At 60.3% G+C, this 25,360-nt stretch carries 20 protein-coding genes; 9 read left to right on the forward strand and 11 right to left on the reverse strand.

Annotated features, from left to right (window positions below; translation table 11 throughout):
• Positions 1-7 precede the first annotated feature (7 nt).
• From ACNJYA_RS13030 to ACNJYA_RS13045, 4 genes are read left to right on the forward strand one after another with little or no spacing between them, the layout of a single operon-like run.
• The gene (locus ACNJYA_RS13030) at positions 8-1,165 is read left to right on the forward strand and encodes an N-acetyl sugar amidotransferase (RefSeq protein WP_260380019.1); all 1,158 of its coding nucleotides are present in this window, start codon (positions 8-10) and stop codon (positions 1,163-1,165) included.
• Between the two features lie 48 nt (positions 1,166-1,213).
• Positions 1,214-1,852, forward strand: a complete 639-nt coding sequence (gene hisH, locus ACNJYA_RS13035; RefSeq protein ID WP_439403049.1) for an imidazole glycerol phosphate synthase subunit HisH — start codon at positions 1,214-1,216, stop codon at positions 1,850-1,852.
• 10 nt (positions 1,853-1,862) lie between these two features.
• Positions 1,863-2,639 carry an imidazole glycerol phosphate synthase cyclase subunit gene (locus ACNJYA_RS13040; RefSeq protein ID WP_439403050.1) on the forward strand — a complete coding sequence of 259 codons (777 nt, stop codon included), beginning with the start codon at positions 1,863-1,865 and terminating at the stop codon, positions 2,637-2,639.
• Between the two features lie 4 nt (positions 2,640-2,643).
• On the forward strand, positions 2,644-3,309 hold the full coding sequence (locus tag ACNJYA_RS13045; RefSeq protein WP_260380016.1) for a hypothetical protein: 666 nt from the start codon (positions 2,644-2,646) through the stop codon (positions 3,307-3,309).
• On the opposite strand, the gene ACNJYA_RS13050 is transcribed toward ACNJYA_RS13045, so the two are convergent.
• Complete coding sequence (locus ACNJYA_RS13050; RefSeq protein ID WP_439403051.1) at positions 3,310-4,623, reverse strand: aminotransferase class III-fold pyridoxal phosphate-dependent enzyme; 1,314 nt, start codon at positions 4,621-4,623, stop codon at positions 3,310-3,312.
• A gap of 292 nt (positions 4,624-4,915) precedes the next feature.
• Here ACNJYA_RS13050 and ACNJYA_RS13055 point away from each other — a divergent pair, with 292 nt between their 5' ends.
• From ACNJYA_RS13055 to ACNJYA_RS13065, 3 genes are read left to right on the forward strand one after another with little or no spacing between them, the layout of a single operon-like run.
• Entirely contained in the window at positions 4,916-5,896 is a 981-nt protein-coding gene (locus tag ACNJYA_RS13055; RefSeq protein WP_260380014.1) for a glycosyltransferase family 2 protein, read from the forward strand.
• A gap of 1 nt (position 5,897) precedes the next feature.
• Positions 5,898-7,775 (forward strand): asparagine synthase (glutamine-hydrolyzing), encoded by a 1,878-nt coding sequence (asnB, locus tag ACNJYA_RS13060; RefSeq protein ID WP_439403052.1) that lies wholly within the window; start codon positions 5,898-5,900, stop codon positions 7,773-7,775.
• An 11-nt stretch (positions 7,776-7,786) separates the two neighbouring features.
• Positions 7,787-8,494 carry a class I SAM-dependent methyltransferase gene (locus tag ACNJYA_RS13065; RefSeq protein ID WP_260380012.1) on the forward strand — a complete coding sequence of 236 codons (708 nt, stop codon included), beginning with the start codon at positions 7,787-7,789 and terminating at the stop codon, positions 8,492-8,494.
• On the opposite strand, the gene ACNJYA_RS13070 is transcribed toward ACNJYA_RS13065, so the two are convergent.
• Entirely contained in the window at positions 8,466-10,052 is a 1,587-nt protein-coding gene (locus ACNJYA_RS13070; RefSeq protein WP_439403053.1) for a hypothetical protein, read from the reverse strand. The two genes, ACNJYA_RS13065 and ACNJYA_RS13070, sit on opposite strands and share 29 nt — an antisense overlap.
• 257 nt (positions 10,053-10,309) lie before the next feature.
• On the opposite strand from ACNJYA_RS13070, the gene ACNJYA_RS13075 reads away from it, so the two are divergent.
• Positions 10,310-12,118 (forward strand): hypothetical protein, encoded by a 1,809-nt coding sequence (locus ACNJYA_RS13075; protein ID WP_439403054.1) that lies wholly within the window; start codon positions 10,310-10,312, stop codon positions 12,116-12,118.
• Here the strand turns inward: ACNJYA_RS13075 and ACNJYA_RS13080 are convergent.
• From ACNJYA_RS13080 to ACNJYA_RS13105, 6 genes are read right to left on the reverse strand one after another with little or no spacing between them, the layout of a single operon-like run.
• Positions 12,100-13,113 (reverse strand): lysylphosphatidylglycerol synthase transmembrane domain-containing protein, encoded by a 1,014-nt coding sequence (locus ACNJYA_RS13080; RefSeq protein WP_439403055.1) that lies wholly within the window; start codon positions 13,111-13,113, stop codon positions 12,100-12,102. The two genes, ACNJYA_RS13075 and ACNJYA_RS13080, sit on opposite strands and share 19 nt — an antisense overlap.
• Positions 13,110-14,048, reverse strand: coding sequence for a class I SAM-dependent methyltransferase (locus ACNJYA_RS13085; RefSeq protein WP_439403056.1), 939 nt, complete (start codon positions 14,046-14,048; stop codon positions 13,110-13,112). Before ACNJYA_RS13085 ends, ACNJYA_RS13080 begins: the two co-directional genes overlap by 4 nt.
• Entirely contained in the window at positions 14,036-15,946 is a 1,911-nt protein-coding gene (gene asnB, locus ACNJYA_RS13090) for an asparagine synthase (glutamine-hydrolyzing) (protein ID WP_439403057.1), read from the reverse strand. The genes ACNJYA_RS13085 and asnB (ACNJYA_RS13090) overlap by 13 nt, the downstream gene beginning before the upstream one ends.
• Entirely contained in the window at positions 15,946-17,214 is a 1,269-nt protein-coding gene (locus ACNJYA_RS13095; RefSeq protein WP_439403058.1) for a polysaccharide pyruvyl transferase family protein, read from the reverse strand. Before ACNJYA_RS13095 ends, asnB (ACNJYA_RS13090) begins: the two co-directional genes overlap by 1 nt.
• A 4-nt stretch (positions 17,215-17,218) precedes the next feature.
• The gene (locus ACNJYA_RS13100) at positions 17,219-18,367 is read right to left on the reverse strand and encodes a glycosyltransferase family 4 protein (RefSeq protein ID WP_260380005.1); all 1,149 of its coding nucleotides are present in this window, start codon (positions 18,365-18,367) and stop codon (positions 17,219-17,221) included.
• Positions 18,368-18,371: 4 nt separating this feature from the next.
• A complete protein-coding gene (locus tag ACNJYA_RS13105; protein WP_439403059.1) occupies positions 18,372-19,934 on the reverse strand; it encodes an ArnT family glycosyltransferase in 1,563 nt (520 codons plus the stop codon).
• 412 nt (positions 19,935-20,346) lie between these two features.
• On the opposite strand from ACNJYA_RS13105, the gene ACNJYA_RS13110 reads away from it, so the two are divergent.
• A complete protein-coding gene (locus tag ACNJYA_RS13110) occupies positions 20,347-21,300 on the forward strand; it encodes a class I SAM-dependent methyltransferase (RefSeq protein WP_439403060.1) in 954 nt (317 codons plus the stop codon).
• A gap of 442 nt (positions 21,301-21,742) precedes the next feature.
• On the opposite strand, the gene ACNJYA_RS13115 is transcribed toward ACNJYA_RS13110, so the two are convergent.
• From ACNJYA_RS13115 to gmd, 3 genes are read right to left on the reverse strand one after another with little or no spacing between them, the layout of a single operon-like run.
• Positions 21,743-22,954 carry a glycosyltransferase family 4 protein gene (locus ACNJYA_RS13115; RefSeq protein WP_439403061.1) on the reverse strand — a complete coding sequence of 404 codons (1,212 nt, stop codon included), beginning with the start codon at positions 22,952-22,954 and terminating at the stop codon, positions 21,743-21,745.
• A gap of 23 nt (positions 22,955-22,977) precedes the next feature.
• Positions 22,978-23,949, reverse strand: coding sequence for a GDP-L-fucose synthase (gene fcl, locus ACNJYA_RS13120; RefSeq protein ID WP_439403062.1), 972 nt, complete (start codon positions 23,947-23,949; stop codon positions 22,978-22,980).
• Positions 23,930-25,015, reverse strand: coding sequence for a GDP-mannose 4,6-dehydratase (gene gmd, locus ACNJYA_RS13125; RefSeq protein WP_260380001.1), 1,086 nt, complete (start codon positions 25,013-25,015; stop codon positions 23,930-23,932). The genes fcl and gmd overlap by 20 nt, the downstream gene beginning before the upstream one ends.
• Positions 25,016-25,360: the final 345 nt, after the last annotated feature.

Consider the following 25,360-nt stretch of genomic DNA (forward strand, 5'->3'; position numbering starts at 1 on the left):
ATGCTTATTGCCGGAAACGGCGGAGGCCACATCATTCGACGAAGCCGGTTCGTGCAGCGTTTGCCGTCAGATCGAGGTCCGTGACACCCAGATCAACTGGGACGAGCGGCATGACCAGATGATGGAGCTGGTGGCGCAATACCGCGACAAGGGCCTGTACGACTGCATCGTGCCCTATTCGGGCGGCAAGGACAGCGTCTTCCAGCTCTGGTACGTCGTCAAGAAACTCGGCCTGAAGCCGCTGGTGGTGCGCTTCGACCACTGGTTCTATCGCCCGCTGATCGAAGAGAACAACACCAGCGTGTTCAAGCAGCTAGGCGTCGACGTGCTGAACTTCACGCCGAACTGGCATGTAGTGCGCGAGCTGATGCTGGAATCGCTGAAGCGCCGCGGCGACTTCTGCTGGCACTGCCACACCGGCATTTACGCCCACACGATGCAGATCGCGATCCGTTACGAGACGCCGCTCTTGTTCTGGGGCGAGAGTCTCGCAGAATACCAGTCGTTCTATTCCTACGATGAGATGGAAGAGGTCGACGAGAAGCGCTTCAACCGCGCCATGAATCTCGGCATCACCGCCGACGACATGTATGAATTCCTCGGCGGCCGCGTTGCGAAGCGAGACCTCTATCCGTTCGTCTATCCGCCGCGCAAGGAGCTGATGCGGATCAAGTGCCGCTCGATCTGCCTCGGCAGCTACATCAAGTGGGACACCAAGAAGCACGTCGAGATCATCAAGCGCGAGCTCGGCTGGAAGGGCCAGGAAGTCGAGGGTATTCCGCCGGAATACGACTACGAGAAGATCGAGTGCTTCTTCCAGGGCGTGCGCGACTATCTGAAATACATCAAGCGCGGCATGGGCCGGACCAACCATCTCGCCAATATTGACATCCGCAACAAGCGCATGACCCGCGAGCAGGGCGAGGCGCTGGTGCGCGAGTTCGACGGCAAGCGCCCGCCGAGCCTGGATCTGTTCCTCGACTATCTCAATCTGACCGAGGAGCAGTTTTTGGGCATCGCGATCAAGCACGAGGTCAGCCCGTGGCAGTTCTCGCCGAACACGATCGAGCCGGGCCGCCGCATGCCCGACATGGACAAGTGGGACAACACCAGGGTGCCCTGGCCGAACCATCCGGGTGTCGAGATCGGCGGCGGCAAAGGCTAGGCGAGGGTCAATGGGCGGCGCGATGATCGTGCCGCGGGGGAGCAGGCGATGTCAGGCGTAGCAATCGTCGATTACGGCATCAACAATGTGCGCTCGGTGAAGAACGCCGTCGAATATTGCGGCTTCGATCCGGTCGTGACCCATGACGCCGACGCCATTGCCGATGCCTCCCACGTCATCCTGCCCGGGGTCGGCGCGTTCGGCGACGCCATGAGCAACATCCGAGCCCGCGGCATCGACGAGATGCTGGAGCGCCATGTCCGCGAGAAGGGCAAGCCGTTCCTCGCGGTGTGCCTGGGGATGCAGCTCCTCGCCAACAATTCCGAGGAGCATGCCGACCTCGGCATAGCGCATCGCGGGCTCGGCTGGTTCGATGCCGATGTATTGCGGCTGATGCCAAACGATCCCGCGCTGAAAATCCCGCATATGGGCTGGAACATGGTGGCGAAGGAGCGCAACCATCCGATCCTCGCCAATATCCGCGAGAACAATCTGGCGTTCTATTTCGTGCACTCCTTCGGCATGCGCTGCAGGGATGCGAACGACGTGGTCGGCTACGCCCAATACGGCCAGCCGGTAACCGCGATCATCGCGCGCGACAACATTGCCGCTACCCAGTTCCATCCGGAGAAGAGCCAGGATACCGGGATCGAGCTGATGAGCAATTTCCTGCGCTGGAATCCCTGAAGTCCTCGCGATGCTGAAGAAGCGCCTGATCCCAAAATTCCTGCTGCGTGACGGCAGGCTCGTCAAATATGTCCGCTTTTTCGAGAACGAGCGCGCCGCCGGCAATCCGGTGACGACGGCGAAGGTCTACAACGATTACGGCGTCGATGAGCTGATCGTGCTCGACATCGTGCCGAGCGCGGCCTCGCGCGGCCGCGTCGTCGACATCATTGAGCAAATGTCGGCAGAGATTTTCATGCCTTTCACCGTCGGTGGCGGGGTCAAGACGCTCGACGACGTCAACATGCTGCTGCGCGCCGGGGCAGACAAGGTGTCGGTGAATTCGGAAGCCGTGCGGCGTCCGGATTTTTTGCGCGAGGCGGCGCGCACCTTCGGCGACCAGTGCATGACGGTGTCGATCGACTACAAGCGGATCGCCCCCAACCACGCCAGCGTGTTCATCGACGGCGGCCGCGAGCATGTCTCGCTCGACCCGATCGAATGGGCGCAGCGCTGCGTGGATCTGCATTGCGGCGAGGTGCTGCTCGGCTCGATCGACCGCGACGGCACCATGAGTGGCTACGACCTGGACTTGATCCACAAGGCAGCGAACGTCCTGAGCGTGCCGTTGATCGTCTCCGGCGGCTGCGGTTCGCTGCAGCATGCGATCGACGCGCTGGAGGCCGGCGCCTCGGCGGTCGCGATCTCCTCGATGTTCCTGTTCACCGACCACAGCCCGATCAAGCTGCGCAGCCATCTGTTCTCGCGCGGCCTCGACGTGCGCGCCAGCTCCTCAAGCAGGAATTAGCACCATGCAGCTCTCGCTTGCCCGCAACGATCTCGCCCTCTATGTGCGCAAGCAGTTCGAGAACCTGTTCCCTGATGGCACCGATCTCGGCGACCTCCCGAAATTCATTGACCTCGCGCTTGGCCGGATCGATCATTGTTTTTCGCGGGTGCGGCTGAAGGGGTTCTTTGCCAATGACGAGGCGCGGTTCTCGCACTGGCACTCAGACCAGTACGCGATCTTCCTTTACTACCTCGCCAATTCGGCGTTTCGCGAGCGGCCCGGCCACCCCATCGCCGACAAGGCCTATGCGTTGAACAAGGCGCTGCATGCGCTCGACGCGTTCTACGAGGTGGAGTTGCCCAACGTCTTCGCGGTCCAGCATCCGGTCGGCACCGTGCTCGGCCGCGCCAGCTATTCCGACTATTTTATCTGCTACCACAACTGCACGGTCGGGGCGAACCTCTACAACGACTACCCGTCGTTCGGCCGCGGCATCGTGATGTATGGCGGTAGCCGCATCATCGGCAAGACCGCCGTGGGCGACAACAGCTTTGTGTCGACGGGCGCGATCGTGATCGACGGCGGCGCGCTTGCCGCCGACAGCATCTTGCACGGCATCTATCCCAAGGCGACGCGATCGCCGAACTCGCGCAATGTGGTGCGCGATATCTTTGGGGTGACGGCCTGATCAGGTCAGTCGCTTGAACCCGGAATGCGCCACGGGGCCGCGCAGTAGCTGCTTGACGGCCTTCTGGTCGACAGCGTTGCGCAACTCTCGGAACACTGCCGTCACCGTCTCCAGGTAGCGATCGACATGAGCGTCGGTGTGCGAATACATCGCGTAGAACGAGCCGGTAGCGAGGATACCGCGATCGAGCATCATCTGGGTGAACAGCGTGCGCACCTCCTGCGCGTCGGGCAGGTCGAAGGCAAAGTGGCCGAGCGGCGAGATGCCCGAGACATGCAGCGGCATGCCGGTGACCTGCGACGCCTCGGTCCAGCCCTTCTGGACGCGCGTGCCGATCCGCATCAAATGGCGGGCGACGTGCTGCTCGCGATGCTTGCGCAGCGTGGCGAGCGCCGCGACCGGGCCGACGCGCTCGGTCCACGCCGTCGAGCTGACAAAAGTCTCTTGTGCTGCGTCCATCACCGAGGCGCGGCCGACGATTGCGGCCATCGGAAAGCCGTTGGCGATGGCCTTGGCGAATACGGCCATGTCGGGATCGACGCCATAGGCGAGATGGGCGCCGCCGGAATTGATGCGGAAACCAGAGGTCACCTCGTCAAAGATCAGCGCGGCGCCGCAGCGGTCGGCGAGCGCGCGGATGCCCTTGATGAAGGCGGGCTCGGGCTCGCTGGAGCGCACCGGCTCCATCACGATCGCGGCGAGTCGCTCCCCATGTGCGGCGACGATCGCCTCGATCTCGTCGAGCTTGTTGAAGTGGAAAGGGTGCATCAGCCCGGCAAGGCCGCGCGGCACGCCCTTGGTGTCGAGGCCCGGCAACAGATGGCCGTCGAGCGCGGTGGTCTCACCCAGATTGGCGCTGAGATACCAGTCGTGCCAGCCGTGATAGCCGCAGAACGCCACCATGTCGCGACCGGTCGCCGCACGCGCGATGCGCACCGCGATCGCCATGGCCTCGCCGCCGGCGCGGCCGAAGCGCACCATGTCGGCCCAGGGATGCAGCTCCACCAGCAGCTCCGCGAGCTCGATGTCCTCGGCGCAGTTCAGGGTCGACATCGACCCCATGTCGATCGCGGTCTTCACAGCCGCATCGACGTCGGGATCGGCAAAGCCCAAAATGGTGGCGCCGATGCCGCAATAGCTCATATCGAGATAGGTCTTGCCGTCGAGATCGACGACTTCAGCGCCCTTGGCCAATTTGAAATATGTCGGCCATTGCTCCGGCAGGAACATTTCCGGCCGCTTTGAGAGCAATTGCGTCCCGCCGGGCATGACCTTGCGCGCGCGTCGGTACATCGTCTGAGCAGTATTCGACATCTTCGTCCGCCGAAAGATTATCGTCGTCGTTATCGGAAACTTCGTGAGAAGGCAAGACAGGAGAGCCTAGGAAAATCTTTGATGATTGAATAGCTTAGTCAACCACAGTTGACTAGGCTTTCTAGTTCGAAGTACGAGGGCATAAAGCTGGGGCGGTCGTCCTGCATCCGAGACTTAACAGCTCTGGGTCCGAAAGGAGTGTGCCCAAAGCCAAAAACTGGATGCTCTAAGTCATTCTCATCACGTGGTGCGAAGGGATGCTGTTATGAGGGACGTAGGGTCAATTCCCGAGATGACTGAAGCGGTCCGCCGCCCGGGGAAGATATCCATCGTAATTCCCATCTTCAACGAAGAAGACAATATCGAGCCGCTCTACGCCACGCTCGTAAAAGTAAGCTCGACCTTGGATCGAGATGTCGAAGTGATCTTGGTTGATGACGGATCGACCGACCAATCGAGAAAGCGTCTTGAGCGTTTGGCAGCTTCTGATCCACGCTTCAAAGTGATTGTCTTTGCCAGAAACTGCGGCCAAACAGCTGCGATGATGGCCGGAATTGACGCGGCCGAAGGTGATATCATCGTGCCTATGGACGGCGACCTGCAGAACGATCCGGCCGACATTCCCCGCCTCCTAGCCAAGATGGAGGAGGGATTTGACGTCGTGTCGGGTTGGCGTCGGGATCGGCAGGATAACGCCCTTTTCAGAAACTTCCCGTCTCGACTGGCAAACCTGCTGATCTCCTGGTTGTCTGGCCTCTCGCTTCACGATTACGGCTGCACACTGAAGGCGTACCGAGCCGATCTCCTACGTGGCTTTCGCCTTTATGGAGAAATGCACCGTTTCATCCCGATCTATGCGGCTTGGCAGGGCGGGCGGGTGACCGAAATGCCAGTCATGCATCATGCTCGGCGAGCCGGCAAATCAAAATACGGGCTCGAGCGCGTGTTCAAGGTAGTGCTCGATCTTTTGTTGGTTAAATTTCTGACGCGTTACGAAACAAAGCCAATCTATGTTTTTGGCGGAGCCGCCGTCGCATTTTTTACTCTTGGATTTTTCGCAGGCATTTACTCGCTTTGGCTCAAGTTCGCTGACGGCATCACATTCATCCAGACCCCCCTGCCGCTTCTTGTCTCTCTGTGTGCCATAACTGGCACGATGTGCATCCTAATGGGTTTGCTCGCTGAGCTAATGGTGCGAATCTATTTTGAATCGCAGAGCAAGCGCATCTACGATGTGAGGTACAGGCTCAATTTCGACGTCAAGAGCAACTGAGATGTGCGGAATTGCGGGATTTGTCGGACCGGAGAATCCAATCGCCTTAAAGGCGATGGGTGATGAGCTCGCTCATCGCGGCCCCGACGGGGAGGGCTTCTTTTCCGACCCCATGAGACGCGTTCATTTTGCGCATCGACGCCTGGCCATCCTGGATATTGATGGGGGCATTCAACCGATGTCTCTTCCGGACGGCAGGCTGACGGTCATCTTTAACGGCGAAATCTACAATCACCGCGAACTCCGGTCGGGGCTGGAAGCGCGTGGGCATCGCTTCCAAACCTCGCACAGCGACACCGAGGTGCTGCTTCATGGTTGGCTTGAGTGGGGCGCCGATCTCCTGCTCAAGCTCAACGGCATGTTTGCTTTCGCACTCTTTGATAGGTCTAAGGATCGTTTGCTCCTGGCTCGAGACCGGTTCGGCGAGAAGCCATTGTTTTGGGCAATGAAGAACGGCGAGTTTGTCTTTGCATCCGAGCTCGGCGCGCTGGTCAAACATCCTTCCCTCGAAGGAACAAGCATCGACCGGCTGGCGATCCAGAAGCTCTTTGCCTACAGTTTCATTCCAGGTGCCAGGACACCGCTTGCTGGCGTTCAGCGTCTTCGGCCGGGCAGTTGGCTCGAACTCGACGTGTCTCACTGTCGTCGCGGTTCTTTGGCGGTTCCGGTTGAGCGATCCTACTGGCGCTTTTCGATTGTGCCCGATAATGCCCCGCCCGGAGATGAAGATGATTGGGCCGACGAGCTAGATCATCTTCTTGGTAAATCCGTATCATCGCGTCTGGAAAGCGACGTGCCGCTCGGCCTGTTTCTGTCCGGCGGCGTGGATTCGTCGGCGATCCTTGCGCATGCGGCGGATACGCGCGACCCTAAGACCATCGACGCGTTCTCGATCGGGTTCACCGAGCCTAGCTTCGACGAGTCTAGGTACGCCGAACGGGTCGCCAGGCAGATCGGATGCAACTGGCACGTCAATACTTGCGATCTAGATGGGCTGCGCTCGGAGCTCGGCGCTTTGCTCGGGCGGATCGACGAACCCATGGGGGACAGTTCCGTCGTTCCGACTTCGATGTTGTGCAAATACGCGTCGGAGAGTGTTAAAGTTGCGCTATCGGGCGACGGAGGCGACGAGCTCTTTGCCGGCTATGATCCCTTCAAGATTCTCGGGCTCGCCCGGACGTATCACACGATGGTTCCGCGCAAGGTCCATCGGGCGATCTCCATTCTGGCGTGCCGGCTGCCGCTGTCCGAACGCAACATGAGTTTCGACTTCAAGGTCAGGCGCGGCCTGAGAGGACTTAGCCTGAAGCCGTCGATGTGGAATGCGGCCTGGCTTGGAGCCCTCAGCGGCCAAGAGATCTCGGAGCTCTTCGAGGACGAGGTCGATTCCGAGACGCTGTACGAGGAGGCAATTACGCTATGGGAGCAATCGGACGCCCGTGATGATGCGAACCGCACGCTGGAATTCTTCACCAATCTCTATCTGCCCGACGACATTCTGGTGAAGTCTGATCGCAGCTCGATGCTCGAATCGCTCGAGGTCCGGGCCCCCTTTCTCGACAATGATGTCGTGGAGTTCGCAAGGCGCCTGCCGATTGACGTCAAGTTGCGCAAGGGCGTGAGCAAGTGGATCCTGAAGCGTTCGCTGCGCCACCGATTGCCTGAGGACATTCTCCACCGACCGAAGAAGGGCTTCGGCGCGCCGATCGCGCGATGGCTGCGGGAGCTTCCGATGCCGGTCTCGCCACGAACGAGCTTCCTCAATCAGGGCGTCCTTTCGCGGCGCTGGGCTGACCACGCGGCAAAAAAGTGCGACGACCGGGGAGCGCTGTGGATCTGGCTTGGCCTGGACGCGCGCCTGCCCCGGCTAGCCCCATAGGATGATCGGCCGTGCTTGGCTGGCTTCAGCGCCGCTGGAACGAAGTGTGCGATCGGACGATTGGCTCCGACGTATTTTGGGACCTTGCGGTCGACCACCGTACCGCCTACGGTGCGCTTCTGCCCATGATCCATCGCCACGTGAAAGGTAGCGCGTTGGACTTGGGTGCCGGAAGGCTGGCCTGGCGCGCCGCGATCCGCTCTAGGGCCAGCAGCTACTTCGCAACGGACGCGTTCCCCACCCATCCGGATCTCGATTTCGTCTCCGACGCGCAAGGACTGCTGCCGGTCCCGGACAGCACCTTTGACTCCATCTTCTGCTGCTCGGTTCTGGAACACATGCCGCAGCCGTGGACGGCGCTTCCCGAGCTGCTACGTGTGCTCAAACCGGGCGGTGTCCTGATCCTCTCGGTGCCGTTCCTCTATTATCTTCACGGTCAGCCGCACGACTACTTCCGCTTCACCCGCTACGGGGTGGAGAAGCTCGCCCGTGACGCGGGGTTCGAAATCGTCGAGCTCTCAGCCGCCGGCGGCCTCGCGCATGCGACGCTGCAGGCGGGCAGCATGCTGACGACATCGCTATTGTATTCTCCCGGCTTCCCTCATGCGGCCCGCTCGGCGAGCTGGTTGCTTACGTCGGTCGCAAGGCTATTGGACTCGGCGGATCGCGGCCAGGTGTTCGCCCAGTCCATCAATGCGGTGTTGCGCCGGCCGGCCTAATGTTTTGCAGGATCGTGTAGCGTCCGCCGGAGGAGGTGAATACGGCCGTATATGAGCTGGCCGGGAGAGTGAGGGGACTGCTTGTCTCGATCAAGGCGTAAGAAAAATATTGATCGCCGGCCTGCAGTAGGTTGGTTGCGGAGGCTCTTCCGGCCTGCTCGCAGTTCCAGTTGGGATCGCTTTGGCCTCCCCAGCAATTGACTTCGTTGTTGCCGGACATGATCGCAAAATGGACTGGATGGAGACTGGGCGCGATCATTCCGATTGGTGTCCTTCGAATTTGTCTGGCCCTGAACCAGTCGGCAGTCTCGAAGGCTTCGGCAGCGTGCGGTTCGGCGTTAACGAATTGAAACCGATACGAAGTCTGCAGCAGAAACTGCTGATTGATGCAGAATACCGCGACAATGACGTAAGCGGCCTTGACGAGTTGAGCGTCGAATTTGCCTGAAGTCTTGCTTGAAATCAGGTGGTAGGCCTCGGCTCCCCCTATGGCGGCAAAGAACAACAGCATCGGTGTAAATACCTGATAGTATCGCGCCACGTTGCGAACATCGATCAGCAAATTCGCCGCGCTGTAGTTCTGCAGAAGATAGGTGCTGACCGGAAGGACCAGCAGATAAATGAGGACCACCGCTTCGTAGAGCGGGAGGTACATCATGATAAAGCCCGCTCCCGAGCGCTTTCCTAAGGAGGCGACGGCCCCGATCGGCACCAAAGCCAGCAGCGGCAGGGGGAGCGTCGCGGCGATTACATCGAGCTTCTCCATTTTGTAGTTGAGGACGGCCATCAGATAGCTGAACACGCGTGCCGGGCTGAAGCTGAGCAAGGAAAAGAACTTGTCGGAGGTCCCGGTGTTGCGCAAAAAGCCTATCGCATCGGCGGTCCACAGCAGGCGGACCGTGTAGTTTGCGACCACGATCAGCGCCAGGAAGGCAACTGCTTTCAAGGCCGCTGGCCGGCCGGAATGGTCGTGCCGGTACTTCCAGTAGATGATCCATAGGAGGAATGCTGCAAGGATCAGGCCCTCGTGGCGGATCAATACCGAAAAACCGGCGATGGTGGCGAGTGTTAGGGGAGCCCGAGGCGGCCAATACACCAGAACTGCGAAGAATAAGGTCAGCAGGAAGGTTAGTAGCGCCGTCGGGTTGAGATACAGGCCGGAGATGCAGAATTGAGCGTTGGCCAACAGCAGAATGACTGCAATCATTGCGGTGCGATCACTACCGAAGCGGCGAACGAGGAAGAACAGGGGAAGTGCCGTCAGACCGACAAAAATCGTCGTGATCGCGGTCGACGCGTGCATTATGAGCGTATAACGATCCGCGACGGACAGCCCATGTAAGGCCTTGCCTATTAGCAAAGGAAGCAGCCATGGTTGGCGATCTGCGATCAGTAGCTCGCCATGATAGGCTTGATCGATCAAATAGAAGGGCGCCAGCGGGTCATTTTGAAGATAAGCTAGATGCCGTGTCGCCATCACCAAAAGAACAATGATATTGAAAAGGGCAAGTGCGAGAACGGTTGTTGCCGGAGAGATTCGAGATAAGAAACGCATCATTGCTGCTGGCGTCCGCTAACGAGCTCACGCAATAGTGGCATTCATTGGTCTAGATGTCTAACTAAGGTATGCTTCAGCCCATTCCCATATTTCATTTCGTGCAAATTAATGGCATTGAGCTGGCTGCGGCTCTCATTCTGTGTGGGCTGTTCGCGGCTTTCGCTCGAAGGAAGGGAAAAACGCTCTTTCACGCGGGAGCGGTTATGCTCCTCATGCTCGTTCCCGTTACACTTTCAGTCGAACGGGACACCCAATTCATGACGATGGATGAAACAGGGCTGACGAACCTGTTGCTGGAGCCGGCTAATCGAGGACATGGTCAACTGGCATCTGGCGCGTTCCGCACGACATTGCCGGTAGCGGTTCATCTCGTGCGGCTGGCGGAAAGCTTGGGTCTTCCAGAAGATCGCATTCGCATGATTCTGAAGATCGGTCATTGGCTGCTCGGTTCGTGTCTGCTCCTGGTCGTCTATCTATTACTCGCCAAGCTGGGCGGATTTGATCCCTTCAGTCCGGGAATGGTCATCCTGGCGGTCACGAGCCTGTTTACCTTTCCGATGACAAATATCACCATCAAGACATTCAACTATGATCTGATTTCCTCCCTCGGCGCGGTCATTGCGCTGCTCTTGGTCAGCGTCGCATTTGCCAGCAGCCAGCGCATGAGCGTTCAGGCCTTCTCTGCAGCGATTGTCGTGGCAACACTGGCGGCGCAGGAAAAGCTCTCCGGTTCTCCGATTCTGTTCATAGTCCTGATAGCTCCGGCAGTCTTTGCTGCTACCCGATGGCCGATGCGCCCGATCACTGCAGGTGTGGCCGACACCATTGCCGGAATTCTGCTCTCGCTGTCCATCTCGGTGGCCTCCACGCTGCTGTACGTCATAGGGGTCCCTTCTGTTCTGTGGGGCGGCGTCTGGCCAGGAATCGTCGATGCGATGAGCTCGTGGACGTGGATTCCACTGTTGGTCCTGTCGGGAAAAGGCGGCGGGGAAATTCCCAGCCGTGTGGCTGCCGTGACGATGGCCATTGGATCCTTGCTGGGGACGACGGTGCTGCTCGGAAGCTGGAGCCAACGATTGAAGGCCGCTAACCTCCCCTTGGCAGTGCAACATTTTCCGGCGACCGTTGCGGGCATCATGATTCTTGGCTTTGGCGCAGGTCTGGTCTCAGCAGCTCTTCTGCAGCCCTATTGGGCGCCGTTCTATCCGACTCCGATATCTCCATCCTTTGCGATGAATGGAGTGTGGCTGCATTTCGGTTTCGACAGTCTCGCGATCACCAGACTCGCATATTTGGGTTATGCCTTCGAAATCCTAATTGTTGCGATTCCGACTCCGCTGTTCATCATTATGCTCCTCGCATGCATACTCTTGCTGACCGGACGCAGACCGTGCGACGCCACCGCTGGTTTTCTCTTCGTTGTGGCGCTGGCATTGATTTTGATCGGCGCGCTGTTGCAGGTGCCGTTAGCCCACCGATATCTAAACACGCCCTTATTCCTGATTCTCGCTGCGTCTCTGCTAGTCATATTGTCGAGCGCCCAGACGTATGGTCTGGCGAATCGAACGAGGAGCGTTGGTCTTGCCGCCATTGCTTTCATGGCAGCATTGTTCTTGATCCTGGAGACGGTGCCGTTCCGGCCGCTGTACGCTGCTTTTCGACCGTTCTGGCTGAATTATCCGGACGCCGATTTTGCGGAGGCCGGCCGATTGAATCCATCCTGGATGGGATGGGGCGAGGAACGCGCGCTCCTGGGTGAGAAGTTCGAGGAGTTCTGCGGGAGATCGCCGGACATCTGTCGAAATGGGCGAATTTTTCACCTGTATTATGGACGATGGCTGCCGGAGCGGCCGCGGTCATTCGAGATATTTGATGCCGCAAATGTCGTCGGAAAAGAGCCCTTGGGCGATCACGATTATTATCTGTTCAATCGGAGCCGCATCGTTCAGGGCTTTCCGCAACCGAAATCACGTCCTATCCTGACCCTCGACTTTCGCGGTTATGAAATGGCTTGGCTCTACCGCGGCTCGGATCTCGCCGCAGAGAACTACGGTTTCGGAAGGTGAGTCTGACTTGTCGACGGCCGGCCCGAGAACATCAGGAGCAGGCCGCCGATGAGGCTCGTTCCAAGGATCAACGCTCTGCTGAAGGCGGCAAAGGCAATGGCCGGCTCGTGCGCAACGCCCAAGAGCTGAAATAGCGCGACGAGGCCGGCTTCCTGCAGCCCGATGCCGTTGATGGAGACGGGCATCAGCGCCGCCAGCGTCACGAGGCCGATGACGGCGGTGAGCTGGATGACGTCTACCCTCATGCCGATCGCTTGCGCGATGATGAACTGGGCCAGGATCGACGCGGCGGAGCTTAGCACGGAGAACAGGACCGCGAGCGCAAGGACGCGCGGCAGGCCGGCGAGGCGGAGTGCGCGTGCGGCGGCCGCGGCCATTTTCTGGCCCATTCTCGTGACGACCGGACGGAACGAGGGGCTGCGGCTCGCCAGAACACCCAGTATCCCCACCACAGCAAGCGCTGGCACGATCCAGATCGCGAGCGATGCGGCGGAGATTGCGGTCACGCTCGGCCGCAGCTCCCAGAAGTTGGTGGAGGGCAGGGCTGCGGCCGTCATCAGCACGACGACGACCAGGCTCAGCAAACGGTCGGCGACGAGAGTCAGGACCGCGAGGTTTAGGTCGTGGCCGCCGCGCGTGAGCGCTACCGCCCTGTAAACGTCGCCGCCGACTGTGCTGGGAAGGAAGTTGTTAGTGAAGAAACCGATGAAGGTCAGTCGCATCACGTCGAGCGGCGGAAAGCTCGTCTCCTCGCCGCGCAGCAGCACCCATAGCCGTAACGCGCCGAACACCTGACTGGTCGCAAAGACGACGAGCGAAATGGCAAGAACTGCGGGAGGAAAACCGGCAATCGTGCTGATGGTCGCAGAATCGACCTTCGAGAGCAACCACAGGATCAGCGACACGGAGATCAGCAATTGACAGCCGCGCCAGGCCAGCCGTGAGACCTGCGGGGCGTTCGTCCATTGCCGAAGCAGGCCGGGGCGAACCTTCATGACGTCCTGACGAAGGTGAGGACGATGGGAGTCTCCCAGCGCAATACTCGTGCAATGCCAAGCAGGATTGTGATGACACCGAGCCGGTGGAATACTCGCAACAGGTTCTTGGCGAGCCCCAGCGTCGAATACTCCTCGAAATTCAGCGACCGCACGCGCTCGTCGAACAGCGCCTGGCCCCATCCCTTGACCTCGATCCTGTCGCCGAATGGTGCGATCCAGCGCTTCATCTTGGCGGGTGTGATCAGCTGCAGCGTGTCGATATATGCCGGGTCCCGCCCTGCGAGGCGCACGCGAAGCCGGCCGAGCCAGTGCGGGCTGTGGGGCAACCAGAGCAGGCCGTAATGGCCCTCCCACCAGCTGCCGAAATTCGGGATCACCATGTGGCAGACGCCGCCTGGTCGCAGCACCCGAAAGCACTCTTTCATCACCGCTGCGGGATCGGCGACATGCTCGAGCACGTTGGACGATATGACGGCATCGAAGCTCTGGTCAGGGAAGGGGATGTGCTCTCCGGCTCCATTGACGAGAAGCTCAGGATCGAGCCCGCAGCCGTCCAGAAGCTGCTGACCGAGTTCGTAAGTGCCGCTGAACTCTTCGCCACCCGGTTCCAGGCCGTATGCTTCGGCCCCGAACCGCAGCCTGGCCGTGGTGACGGTCAGGCCAAGCCCGGCGCCCACTTCGAGTAGCTTCAGTCCCTGCAACCTGCGGCCGCTTTCCTTCTCGAAAAGTGACAATTGGGCAATCGACCGTTTCACGTCAAGGCTGTCGTCCGTCATCCGTTCAAGGTGATTTTGTGAACCCGCGATCGGGCCGAACGACTTGACATAGATCGGATAGAGTTGCTGCCGCAGCCTGCTGAACAGAGTGGGCTCTAGACAATTGAACGAGGAAACTGCGGATGGCTCTGAGGACATTGGGGCTACGGCGGGCATCTGGAAGGTTCTGAAATCTGTCTGGGTTCAACCGGAGAGGTCCTACGGTCGACGTCGACGTAGAGGCGGCACCACTGTTCGAGGACGGCGAGGGCAAGCGCGAATTTGGCACGCCGCCGGCTTTCGATCGGGTTGTAGCGAACAACGGGTGAAGTCATACCATCGATCCAGCCGCGCGTCGCTTTCGGATCGAACCAGCCCCTCGCCGCGATCGATTTTTCGTCAACCAGGTGATGCAGGGGGCCGCCCGATGCCAGCAGCCCGTTGATCATGGGGAGCAGGGCCTGCGTACCCTTCTTGCCGGACTTGGGGCGATACAGGACATCGGTCGGTAGTCGGTACTGCATGGCCTTGCGGAAGATCGCCTTCGCCGTGCCGTTCTCCGTCTTCAGTGCGAAGGGAAGCGCATTCGCGTATTCGGCGAACGTGTTGTCCAGGAATGGAACACGCGCCTCGACGGAATGCGCCATGGTCAGCTTGTCGACGCGCATGAGTTGGTTCTGGACGAGCGCGGTCTCTGCCTCGAACCGAAGCATGTCGTCCGCGTCATCGTCCCCGCCGAACCACGGTTGAATCCTGCGCTCGATGGCTTCGAGGGCGTCTGGCTCATAGGAGCCCGGTGTCATCAAGCGCCGTAGTGTGCGGCTGTCCGGCATCAGGCACATGACATCGAGCGCGTATTTGCGCATCAGCCGTCCTGGCAGCAGCGAAAAGGGTGGCCTTAACAGCCGGTAGTGCGGATAGCCGGCGAACAGCTCGTCGGATCCTTCGCCGAGCAGGGCCACCTTCACGTTCTGCCGAACGAACTTTGCCGCCTGCCAGGTCGTCTGCATGACCGGGTGAGCGATCGGCTCTTCCAGACTCTCGATGCAATCGGTAAACCCCGATGAGAACACGGACGGATCGACGAGGCGCTCCTTCGATTTGATCCCGCAATGGCTCGCGGCTGACCTCGCAAATGGAATCTCGTCGTCGGGAAGGCCAAATCCGATCGTGAATGCCTGTATCGATGACGGGTCCATCAGCCGCGCCATCGAGGCCGCCACCGCGGACGAATCGAGCCCGCCGGACAGCAGCACGCCCACCTCGACGTCGGCCACGAGATGCGCGGAAACTGCCTTATCGAATAGGGTGCACAGCGTGTCGGCGACTTCGTCATTCGAGATAGATGCGACAACCTCCGCGGTGCCAGGTCTCTGCATACGCCAATATCGTTCGACCCTCGCGGCACTAGCTCCCTTCGTCGGATCGAACCGCATGAGGCAGCCCGGCTGAAGCTGCTTAACGCCGGAAAAAAGGGTTGATTCCTGTGCGGACCAGCCCCTCAAAAGATATTCGTAGAGGGCCGATCTGTTGATCGTCACAGCGGTGTCGGCGGCACGCAGCAGAGGCCGGATCTCGGAAGCAAATATGATCTGACCGGGACGCGGAATCGAATAGTAGAGCGGCTTGATACCGTGCCGGTCGCGCACCAGGAACAGGCTTCGAGTGCGCGTGTCCCACACTGCAAATGCAAACATTCCCTCCAGGCGATCGACGACCCTCGGGCCCCAGACACGCCAGCCATGAAGGATGACCTCTGTGTCGGAATGCGTCGAGAAGTGCTGGCCGCAGGCCTCGAGCTCCTTGCGAAGCTGGCGGAAGTTGTAGATCTCGCCGTTGAACACGAGGCCTACAGTGCGATCCGCATTCCACATTGGTTGCGCGCCGCCTGCTACGTCGATGATCGAGAGGCGGCGGTGTCCCAGTCCAACGGCGCTTGCGGACAGACCGATCGCGCTGCCCGACGGCATGAAATCGACGCCGCGTCCGTCCGGCCCGCGATGCGCGAGCGCATCCGTCAGATCGTCTAGGCGAGCTGCGTCCCACTCGCCGATGAAGCCTGCAATACCGCACATCAGGATGATCGCGAATGGCTGGGGGATTGCTGCCCGCCGGAACCCCGCGCGCCAGTGCAAGCCTCCACCAGCGCCTGATCCAGCGCCTGCAGATTTTCGACTATGGCATTCGCGGTGATCCCGGCGATCCGGGCCGGCAGATCCTTTTTGTCGATGGTCGTGCGCGCAAGCTCGAATACCTGGTCTGGCGCTTCGATGAACCTGTTCAGATCGAACGCGAACTCGGCCAGCCCGAGACTGTCGAAGATGTCCCTGCCCTTGATTGTGTAGGAAAGATGGATCGCTCTCACGCCTTGCCTCAGCGCGGTCAAGGTCGAGTGCAGCCGTGTTCCGATCACCAAGTCAAATCTCTTCATCAGGGTAATGAACTCCGGGATCGAGAGGTCATCTTCGCACATTAGAACCGCACGGTCATCGGCAAAACGGGCTTTCAACTGGCCTAACCACATCGCGTCGTCTTCCCATTCCTCGATGCCCGGCTCGTACATCGAAACCAGGACCACGCGCGCGTCCATCTCGGTGCGAAGCCGGCCGATCAGCCTGACAAAGGCATCCACGAACGCCGACATCCGTTCGTCGGCGCGCTCGCGGAACGATGCCTTCGCGAACTGATACGGGAGGAATCCGCCCGTGAAGTGGAACCACAGTCGCATGTTGATCGCGATGAGAGGCCCGCGATGTTCTTCCGACGTCTTCTCGAGGTCGGCGAACACCTTCGAGGTGGGGTGTTCGACCGATTCAAATCCGGGCAGGAAGATGCCGTCGTGGGAGCGGACCAGCCTCGCGCGCGAGCGAAGCGAAGTGACGAGATCGAAGGTACCCTTGTCGCGCGCCATGAAGACTGCGGCCTGGCTGAGCACCGCCCGCGCAAGAAAGCGCCCGATTGGGGACTCAAGCGGACCCGCGCCCTGGCAGACGCAAACGATCTTGAGGCCGAGCAGGCGATAGATGAAGAAGACGAGCCAGGTGTGGCACAGCTTGGCGAGTGATGAATCGTCCTGCAGGTCGAGCCCGCCGGTCCATAGCACAACGTCGGCCTTCGCCAAAGATCGCCAGCCGCTTAGCGGCGGAAAGAGATTGTAGACTCGGCCATAGGGGATCGACGTCGCAGCCATTGGCGGCAAATGCCTCTGCCGCGAGCAAAAGACGTCGACTGGCCTCTGTGTCATGGTCGCAACCGCGCTCAGAATGCCCCATCGGCTGAGCAGGTCGCCGCGGTTGCCGCGGATGACGCGTGGGCTCACGAATTTCTGCTGATACGCCGGCATTGTGTCACTTGCGCCCGTGGGTATGCTGCGAGGCGGCCGACCGCAGGACTTGCTCGTAACGAGCAGCGATCGATCTGCGGTCGAACGCGGCCGCCTTGGCCCTGCTTGCGACTTTCATGCGCAACAGCTGGTCCCGGTCATCCAGGAGACGCGTAAGAGCGTGTTCGAATCCCCTGGGATCGTCGAGCGGCGCCGACAGTCCGTTCTCGTTCTCGACGAGCACGTCGGCAAAGCCGTCGATGCGTGAGCAGGCGAGCGCGAGCCCGTGCGCCAGCGCGTTGATTGCGACCAGGGAAAGCCCTTCGCTCAGCGACGGCATAAACAGGATATCGGAGCGGGACATTGCAAGATCGACTTCCGCCGGTGTGACCCAACCATGAAACGCGACGCGATCGGAAAGGCCGAGCACCGCACAGTGCCGTTCCAGGGCCGCTCTGCTCGGACCATCGCCGAACAGGTCGAGCGTCCAGTTCCGGTCATTGACGGCCGCGAGCCGCTGCAGCCCCCACGCAAGATTTTTTTGAGCCACCATGCGCCCCGCGAAGATCAGCTTGACGGTGCTCTCCGGCGCGCGCGGAACCGCCGGTGATTTATCGATATCGACGCCGTTCGGAATGACAATGGCCTCAAGTCCATAGGCGTCGCGCGCGAGCCGGGCAACGAATGAGCTGACGGCCGTGACAGTGGCGGCGCCATGCCAGATTGGTCTGGTAAGCGGTTTGATCACGCGGAAGAACTTGTCAGTCTGTTCCGGCGTGCCGCCCGGAACGTCGCCGAGATGCGCCGTCAAGACGTATGGAGTGCCCGAGAGCGTGGCAACCAGCCATGCCGCGAAACCGGTCGGCACCGCGAAATGGACGTGGATTGCGTCCGGACGAAATGTGCGGACCGTTCGCAGCCCGGCTGGGACGGCCATCAGGATAAAGCCGATCATCTCCCAGACGGAGCAGCGGTCTCGCTGCCTACGAAACGCGAAGATGCGCTCGACTTCTAATCCGGCGCTGGTTTCCAGGCGCGGCAGATTACCCTGCCGCGCTGTCAGGACGCGGATCGAGTGGCCCAGCTTCGAAAGCTCCGTCGCCAGGTCTTCGGTGGCCTTGCCGCCACCACCACCGACGGGTGGAAACTCATAGTTCATTTCGAGAATGCGCATGAGCTTACTTTGGGAGCCAGACGGAGACGGTGACGTTGCCCTCCGATGCGTCGCCCACCTTGCTGTAACGCTCGCGAAGCGTGTTTTCGACCTGCTCAGCATTGGGTTTTCCGAGGTAAAGGGCGAGCATGTCGCCCAGCGGAGGCGCTTCCTGAAGAACGACGGCTGCCGCCGGCCGCTTCAAATCCTCGATCAGAGCGGTCGCGTCGCGAAACCCGCGCATCTGCAAAGCATGGCGCGCCTTCGCCTTGGTCTCGGGATTGAGACCGTCCAGAGGCTCGCGCAGGTTAGGAAAAAGGCTTACGCTGTAGGGCTCTATGGAGCGCCTCGCGAGCCAGACGGCTTGCACGGGCTGATATTTGCCCGAGAGCACGAGGACGCGGCCGTCAGGAAGAAGCGGTTTGAGGGATTGCGCGAGAGTCTGAACGTTGGCGAGTGGGTTCGACCACCAATTAGAAATCAGCATTCCAAGCCTGCTCCTCGAGGCGGCGTAGTAGTCTGTAGCAAGGATGAACAGGATCAGCCCCGTTCGTCCTGCGGAGGCGGGAATCCTTGCACCGATCGTCACGAGACAGAGAGCGGCGGGAATGGCCGCAAACGGCAGGAAGTAGTTAGCATAAGCCATCAGGCACGGCGGGCAATAGCTCTGGGAGCCCAGAAGGTGCACGAGCGTCATGACGACGAAATACAGCGTGCAGAAGCCTGCCAGAGGTAGGCGGCGGAAGTGCACCAGGCTGAGCGCTCCGCCCGGAATTGCAGGCAGAAGCAGCGCCGGATAGAGCTGCAGGAAAAAGCGGTTGGCGACTTCGCGAACCACGGACCAGCTGAACTGCAAGTCGTTCGGCGAACGCGTGAGGGTGAGGACGTCCTGCATTTCGATGCCGACGTCGGTAAAGCGCCAGAGAATTTGAGCAAGGCCGGGCAGGAAGGCGAGCGTTTCGAAGAGGCCGTGCCCGAAGATCATGATGCTGACGACGAGACAGGCGCCTGCGACCAGCGCCGCTCCCCCAAGCGTGGCCAGGGCGCGTTTCTTCGCTTGTCCGCTTACCAGCAGATGGAGCGCTGCGAACATTGGCAGCGTGGCTGCGAGATTGAGCCTGATCAGGACGAGTGCGGCGGCAAGCACGCCCATGCTTGTCGCCTGCAACAAGGGGTGGAGCGGCTTGGTTTCCGTGACGACCAGAAACGATACCAGGGTGAGCAGGGTGATGATTGCGTAAGGAGTCGCGGTCGACATATAAGCGACGACCATCGGATTTGCGGCATAAATGAGCACTGCGAGTGCGGCGGCCAGCCGGTCGCGCAGGCACCGACGCGCGCTTTTGCGCAGAAGAATGAGCGTGCACAGGGAAAGAAAGACGGACAAGAGGCGCCCCGCCAGATGCCCGTGGCCGAACAGCCATTGCGCCGCTCCGAGCACATAGAAATAAAGCGGCGGGTAGGCGGTCGCGTCCTCGAGCGAGTAGGGCTGGACTCGGCCGCTGAAATATTCGCCTGACTTAATCAGATAGAGGCCTTCGTCGAGCCAACTGTCGACATGCCCAATCATGTAGACGGCCTGGATCAACCAGATGGCCACGGCCGCAATGAATAGGAGATCAGCTGGATCCGCGACCGACAGTCGAATGCGCGCGGAGCGCTCAGTTATAGCTATGTCGTTAGACGATGACATGGCGCTCGCGCGCGTCGTTCGTTCGAGCGGTGACGTCATTGCTCGTTGGATTGCTTGTCACGGTGGGGCTCGCGCGCATTGGTTGCAGGATCGCAGCATGTTTCGAATTTACCCTTTGTTGTCAAGCCTTAAGGGCGGATATGCGCATCGGGGCGAAGCCTTGATGCGGGTATACCCACGCCGATCATGGAACTTGCATCATGAAGGGTGAGCTCCGAACAAGAGGCTTGCTTCACGAAGTCGGAGAAGTCTAAGGTCCGGCTGCCTCACGGATTTTCCTGAAATTTTCTACTTTTACCGAGATGCGATGTCCTTCGTTCCCAAATATCTGAGCTTGCTCCGAGACCCCGTTGATCTCGGCTCTCTCGTCATCGAGGGAAATCACCTCCGCGGCGAGACGTCTGGTCTGCGCTATGGCTTCATGGGCAATGTTGCGGATCTCCGTCCGGATGCAGGAACGACGGCGGTCATTCCCGACAGCATACACAACCGCGTTCGGGATCACTACGATGAGACGCCCTGCAACAACTACATGGATTTGGACAACCTTCCGTTGGGGCGCTGGCTTCGGGATTCAAAATACGACTATCTCTTCGCGCGGGCTGACACCGTCATCGAGGTCGGGTGTGGAAAGGGAGCCATCGTCCAGGCGTTCAAGGAGCATCGGGGAATAACGCCGTTCGGGATTGACCTTGCCTATGGCTCGATTCGGCAGATCCAGAGGCCGCCGCTCAATGCAGAGGGCGTTCTCGGCTCGAACCTCAGGCTTCCCATCGCGGATGAAGTCGCTGACATCGTCATCTCGCACGGAGTGACGCATCACACCCCGGATCCGATGCGTTGCTTCATGGAGCTTGTTCGCATTCTCAAGCCTGGCGGGAAGATGCTTTACGCAGTCTACAATTGGGACAACCTCTACCGCTCTCTTTATTTTGCCCTGAGCCCGCCCCTGAAGGGGGTTCAGCATCTGTTCGGAAAGAAAGTCGGCGATCGAGTTCTGAAGTTCACCGTTTTTCCGCCTTATCATCTCGCGCTCTGGGCCACGCTGGGCTGTGTGCAAGGCAAGTGGAAGTTTCCTGCAATAGAGCCGTCATGGGAGCAGTTCGGCGACTTTTTCCTGACACCTATCGCGCGTTTCTATCACGCGAACGAATTGCAGACGCTGGCGGAGTTGTTCGGGCTCAAGATCTTGGAGCAGGAAACGGGCGGCTGGCCGAAGAACGGCTTCTCGCACTTTGTCTGGTATGAGAAGCTTGCTTAATTAGCTCTGGTTTCAACTAGTCCCCTCACTCCGCCGTCCTCCCAAGCCAGCAAGAACGGTATCCCGCAAGGGGGATCGACTCGCGGTGTTTTTAGGACAGCCTGGCACGACTTTGCCCCTTCGTAAGCATCCCATGATCACGGGATGCCCGACCGCGAGCAGATCGAAAGGTCGGCTCGGCATAGACACGCCCAAGGGTTGCGGCAGTGAGAGATGACCCATAGGTCGGTCGTTCGCGAGAAAATCGAGGTCGTCTCCGCGGATGGCCGAACGCAACCTTTAGTGGCTTTCAAATCGCTGGAGCCTTGACAAGTTCATCCTAGCCGACGTCAGGCCGAGCGGCGGAAAGAGTCGGTGGAAATTGCAGTTTTGATGCCGCACGCCACCGCTCTCCGTCAAATCCTGCTGTTCCGCGAGGTGGCACTTGTCTTCCGAGTGCCGCTCAGCGGCGCGTCCTTCCTCGAGCAACGTGGTTGACAACCTGGCGATAGCCGGCAAGGGCGACATCTTCGCGATATCTCTCGGCAACGCCTGCCGCGCGAACACCCTTGTCCATCGTGGCCCGCCGATCGCGCGCCGCGTCGCGAATGGCTCGCGCGAGCTCGGCGGGATTTTCCGGCGGGACGACCCATCCGATCGCGTCTTCTCCGAGCACGAGCGCGCCTTCCGAATTTGCTTCCGAGGTGACGACCACCGGCCGGCCGACGGCGAGGATGTTGTAGAGACGGCTCGGGATCGAGACGCCGGCGATATACCGGCGATAGGGGATGACCCAGAGATCGGCGGCCGACAGGAATTCGACGAGTTCCTCTTCAGGCACCGGCTCGAACATCGTGACATTCTCGAGCTTGTCCTTGGCGAAGAGGTCGTTGAGCACGGCCCAGCCCACGCCCCAGCCGGACAGGACGAATTGAATGTCCGTCTCGTTCCGCAGCAGGCGGGCCGCTTCGAAAACCGTAGCCGGGTCGTGGGTGAAGCCGAGATTACCCGACAGGCCGACGGTGAATTTGGAGGGATCCGGCGCGCGGAAGCGGCTGGCCGGATCGGTCTTGCGGTGTCCGATCGGGATCAGCGCCCAGTTCGGAATGAAGTGAAGCTGGCCTGCTTTGACCCCGCGATATTTTTCGATCAGCGGCGGCACGTCGCGGCCGATCACGATGATCGCGTCCAGGCGCCTGAACAGCAGCGTGTTGGCAAAGCGGATCAGCCGGACCGCGAGCGAGTTGGAGCGGACCATGCCGGCGGCCTCAAGCGTCTCCGGGTAGAGGTCGTAGATCAGGAGCATGGTCCTTGCGCCCCGCAATCTGGCTGCAAGGAGCACGGTATAGGGCAGGGTGAACGGCGTCGTGACGCAGAATACAATGTCGCCTGGCCTTGCCCGCCGCAAGACCGAGAAGAACATCTGTGCCGCAAGCAGGCACATGGCCACCGCACGTCGGAGAAGCGCCGATTTTTGCGGATTCCAGCTCTTGAGCTCAACGATCTCGGGCTTGCCGGGGTGGCCCGCCGCGCCCGAGCCTGATGTCGCGGAGATCACGACGACCTGACGATCGCGCGCGAGGCTGTCGGCGATCTTGCCGACATAGACGGCCGTCGTAGTCGTATCAGGCGGATAGAACTGGGCCGCGATGATCAGCTTTGCGGGAATATTCATGTGCGAGCTACGATCCTCGCCGGTCATGCGTGGGGCTGTGAGAGCCCTTTGGCCTGGCTCTCGGCCAGATAGGCCGCGTAGGCGCGGCGGATGCCATCTTCCAGCGAGGTCCTGGCGCGCCAGCCGAGCTTGGCAAGACGGCTGATGTCGAGCAGCTTGCGCGGCGTGCCATCGGGGCGCGAGGTGTCGAAGGAGATCTCGCCGCGATAGCCGACGGCGGCAGCAACCACGCGGGCGAATTCGGAGATGGTGATGTCTTCGCCGGTGCCGACATTGACGAGCTCAGCGCTCGAATAGGTCTTCATCAGGTGCACGCAGGCGTCCGCCATGTCGTCGACATAGAGGAATTCGCGCCGCGGCGTGCCGGTACCCCAGACGACGACGTTGGGGGCGTCTGAAAGCTTTGCCTCGTGAAACCGGCGGATCAGCGCGGCGACGACGTGGCTGTATTCGGGATTGTAGTTGTCGCCGCGGCCGTAGAGATTCGTCGGCATCACGCTAATGAAATCGCTGCCGTACTGGCTGCGATAAGCCTCCGCCATCTTGATGCCAGCGATCTTGGCGATCGCGTAAGGCTCGTTGGTCGGCTCGAGCGGCCCCGTCAGCATCGAGTCCTCGCGCAGCGGCTGGGCCGCGAGCTTTGGATAGATGCACGACGAGCCCAGAAACATCAGCTTCTCCGCGCCATTCTGATGCGCGGCATGGATCACGTTGGCGGCGATCGCGATGTTCTCGTAGATGAATTCGGCGCGCAGCGTGTTGTTGGCTACGATGCCGCCGACCTTTGCTGCCGCCAGAAAGATCACCTGCGGCCGCGTCTTCGCGAACCAGTCGAATACCGCGGCCTGGTTGCAGAGGTCGACCTCGCCGCGGGTTGTCGTGACGAGCTTCGCATCCTCCTGCGCGAGTCGGCGCACGAGCGCGCTGCCGACCATGCCGCGATGGCCGGCGACGTAGACGGTCTTGCCCTTCAGTTCAAACGGAGTGTTTGCCATGGGCGATCTCCCGCTTGGCCTCGGCCAGATCGCTCGCCATCATCTCCTGCACGAGCTGGGCAAATGTCCGCTTCGGCTTCCAGCCAAGCTGCTTGCGGGCCTTGCTGGCGTCGCCGATGAGAAGATCGACCTCGGTGGGGCGGAAATAGGTCGGATCGATACGCACCACCGTCCTGCCGCTCTTGCCGTCGATGCCGGTCTCCTCGACGCCCGTACCGCGCCACTCAATCTGACGGCCCACTTCGGCAAAGGACAGCTCGACCATCTCTCGGACCGAGCGGGTCTCGCCGGTCGCGAGCACGAAGTCGTCGGGCTTCTCAGCTTGCAGGATCATGTGCATGCCCTCGACATAGTCCTTGGCGTGTCCCCAGTCGCGTTTGGCCTCGAGATTGCCGAGGTAGAGCGTTTCCTCGATCCCGACTTCGATGCGGGCGACGCCGCGGGTGATCTTACGCGTGACGAAGGTCTCACCTCGGATCGGGCTCTCGTGGTTGAACAGGATGCCGTTCGAGGCAAACATGCCGTAGGCTTCGCGGTAGTTCACGGTGATCCAGTAGCCGTAGAGCTTTGCCACGCCGTAGGGCGAGCGCGGATAGAACGGCGTGGTCTCTTTCTGCGGAACCTCCTGCACCAGGCCGTAGAGTTCGGAGGTGGAGGCCTGGTAGAAGCGCGTCTCCTTCTCCACGCCGAGGATGCGGATGGCCTCGAGCAGCCGCAGCACGCCGATCGCGTCGGCATTGGCAGTGTATTCCGGGCTTTCGAAGCTGACGCCGACATGGCTCTGGGCGGCTAGGTTATAGATCTCGGTCGGCCTAATCTGCTGCATGAGTCGGATAAGGTTGGTCGAGTCTGTCATGTCGCCATAGTGCATCAGGAACGGCACCTCCCCGACATGCGGATCCTGGTAGAGATGGTCGACGCGGGCGGTATTGAATGACGACGAGCGCCGTTTGATGCCGTGCACAACATAGCCGAGCGATAGCAGATGTTCGGCCAAATACGCACCGTCCTGTCCAGTCACGCCGGTGATTAAGGCGATGCGCTGTTTGGAGTCTTGAGCATTCATAACGATGTCCAGGCGACCGGTTTGGAATCGATGAGACTGCTAGCCACTTTCTTGTCTCTTGTTTTCCAGCATCGTCCGCTTGTCAAGCAAATGCACCCGTTTGTAGGCGATATAGGTGACCTAGCAATTGCCTATCAACGAAAGGGGGAGATGCGGGCGGTTAGCAACCGCCTCACGGTTTGGCAGCAGGATCACGAGCAGCATCACAGCGCGATCTAAGTCTTCGCTAGCCCGCCCCAGGGACTAAGTTGAGGGATTAGCGGTGGTTCCTGTTAGGCCCACCTTGCGATAAGCGGCGAAATACTAGACCGGCCGTTCGCGCCCGTTTCAGACCCCTTCCGCCGA

This window comes from Bradyrhizobium sp. BLXBL-01 (assembly GCF_051853025.1).
GTDB lineage: Bacteria > Pseudomonadota > Alphaproteobacteria > Rhizobiales > Xanthobacteraceae > Bradyrhizobium.

Coding starts and splice junctions, on each gene's coding strand:
- hisH (WP_439403049.1), top strand. CDS start 1,214: ATGTCAGGCGTAGCAATCGTCGATTACGGCATCAACAATGTGCGCTCG.
- ACNJYA_RS13040 (WP_439403050.1), top strand. CDS start 1,863: ATGCTGAAGAAGCGCCTGATCCCAAAATTCCTGCTGCGTGACGGCAGG.
- ACNJYA_RS13045 (WP_260380016.1), top strand. CDS start 2,644: ATGCAGCTCTCGCTTGCCCGCAACGATCTCGCCCTCTATGTGCGCAAG.
- ACNJYA_RS13050 (WP_439403051.1), bottom strand. CDS start 4,623: ATGTCGAATACTGCTCAGACGATGTACCGACGCGCGCGCAAGGTCATG.
- ACNJYA_RS13055 (WP_260380014.1), top strand. CDS start 4,916: ATGACTGAAGCGGTCCGCCGCCCGGGGAAGATATCCATCGTAATTCCC.
- asnB (WP_439403052.1), top strand. CDS start 5,898: ATGTGCGGAATTGCGGGATTTGTCGGACCGGAGAATCCAATCGCCTTA.
- ACNJYA_RS13070 (WP_439403053.1), bottom strand. CDS start 10,052: ATGATGCGTTTCTTATCTCGAATCTCTCCGGCAACAACCGTTCTCGCA.
- ACNJYA_RS13075 (WP_439403054.1), top strand. CDS start 10,310: ATGACGATGGATGAAACAGGGCTGACGAACCTGTTGCTGGAGCCGGCT.
- ACNJYA_RS13080 (WP_439403055.1), bottom strand. CDS start 13,113: ATGAAGGTTCGCCCCGGCCTGCTTCGGCAATGGACGAACGCCCCGCAG.
- ACNJYA_RS13085 (WP_439403056.1), bottom strand. CDS start 14,048: ATGCCCGCCGTAGCCCCAATGTCCTCAGAGCCATCCGCAGTTTCCTCG.
- asnB (WP_439403057.1), bottom strand. CDS start 15,946: ATGTGCGGTATTGCAGGCTTCATCGGCGAGTGGGACGCAGCTCGCCTA.
- ACNJYA_RS13095 (WP_439403058.1), bottom strand. CDS start 17,214: ATGCCGGCGTATCAGCAGAAATTCGTGAGCCCACGCGTCATCCGCGGC.
- ACNJYA_RS13100 (WP_260380005.1), bottom strand. CDS start 18,367: ATGCGCATTCTCGAAATGAACTATGAGTTTCCACCCGTCGGTGGTGGT.
- ACNJYA_RS13110 (WP_439403060.1), top strand. CDS start 20,347: ATGTCCTTCGTTCCCAAATATCTGAGCTTGCTCCGAGACCCCGTTGAT.
- ACNJYA_RS13115 (WP_439403061.1), bottom strand. CDS start 22,954: ATGAATATTCCCGCAAAGCTGATCATCGCGGCCCAGTTCTATCCGCCT.
- fcl (WP_439403062.1), bottom strand. CDS start 23,949: ATGGCAAACACTCCGTTTGAACTGAAGGGCAAGACCGTCTACGTCGCC.
- gmd (WP_260380001.1), bottom strand. CDS start 25,015: ATGAATGCTCAAGACTCCAAACAGCGCATCGCCTTAATCACCGGCGTG.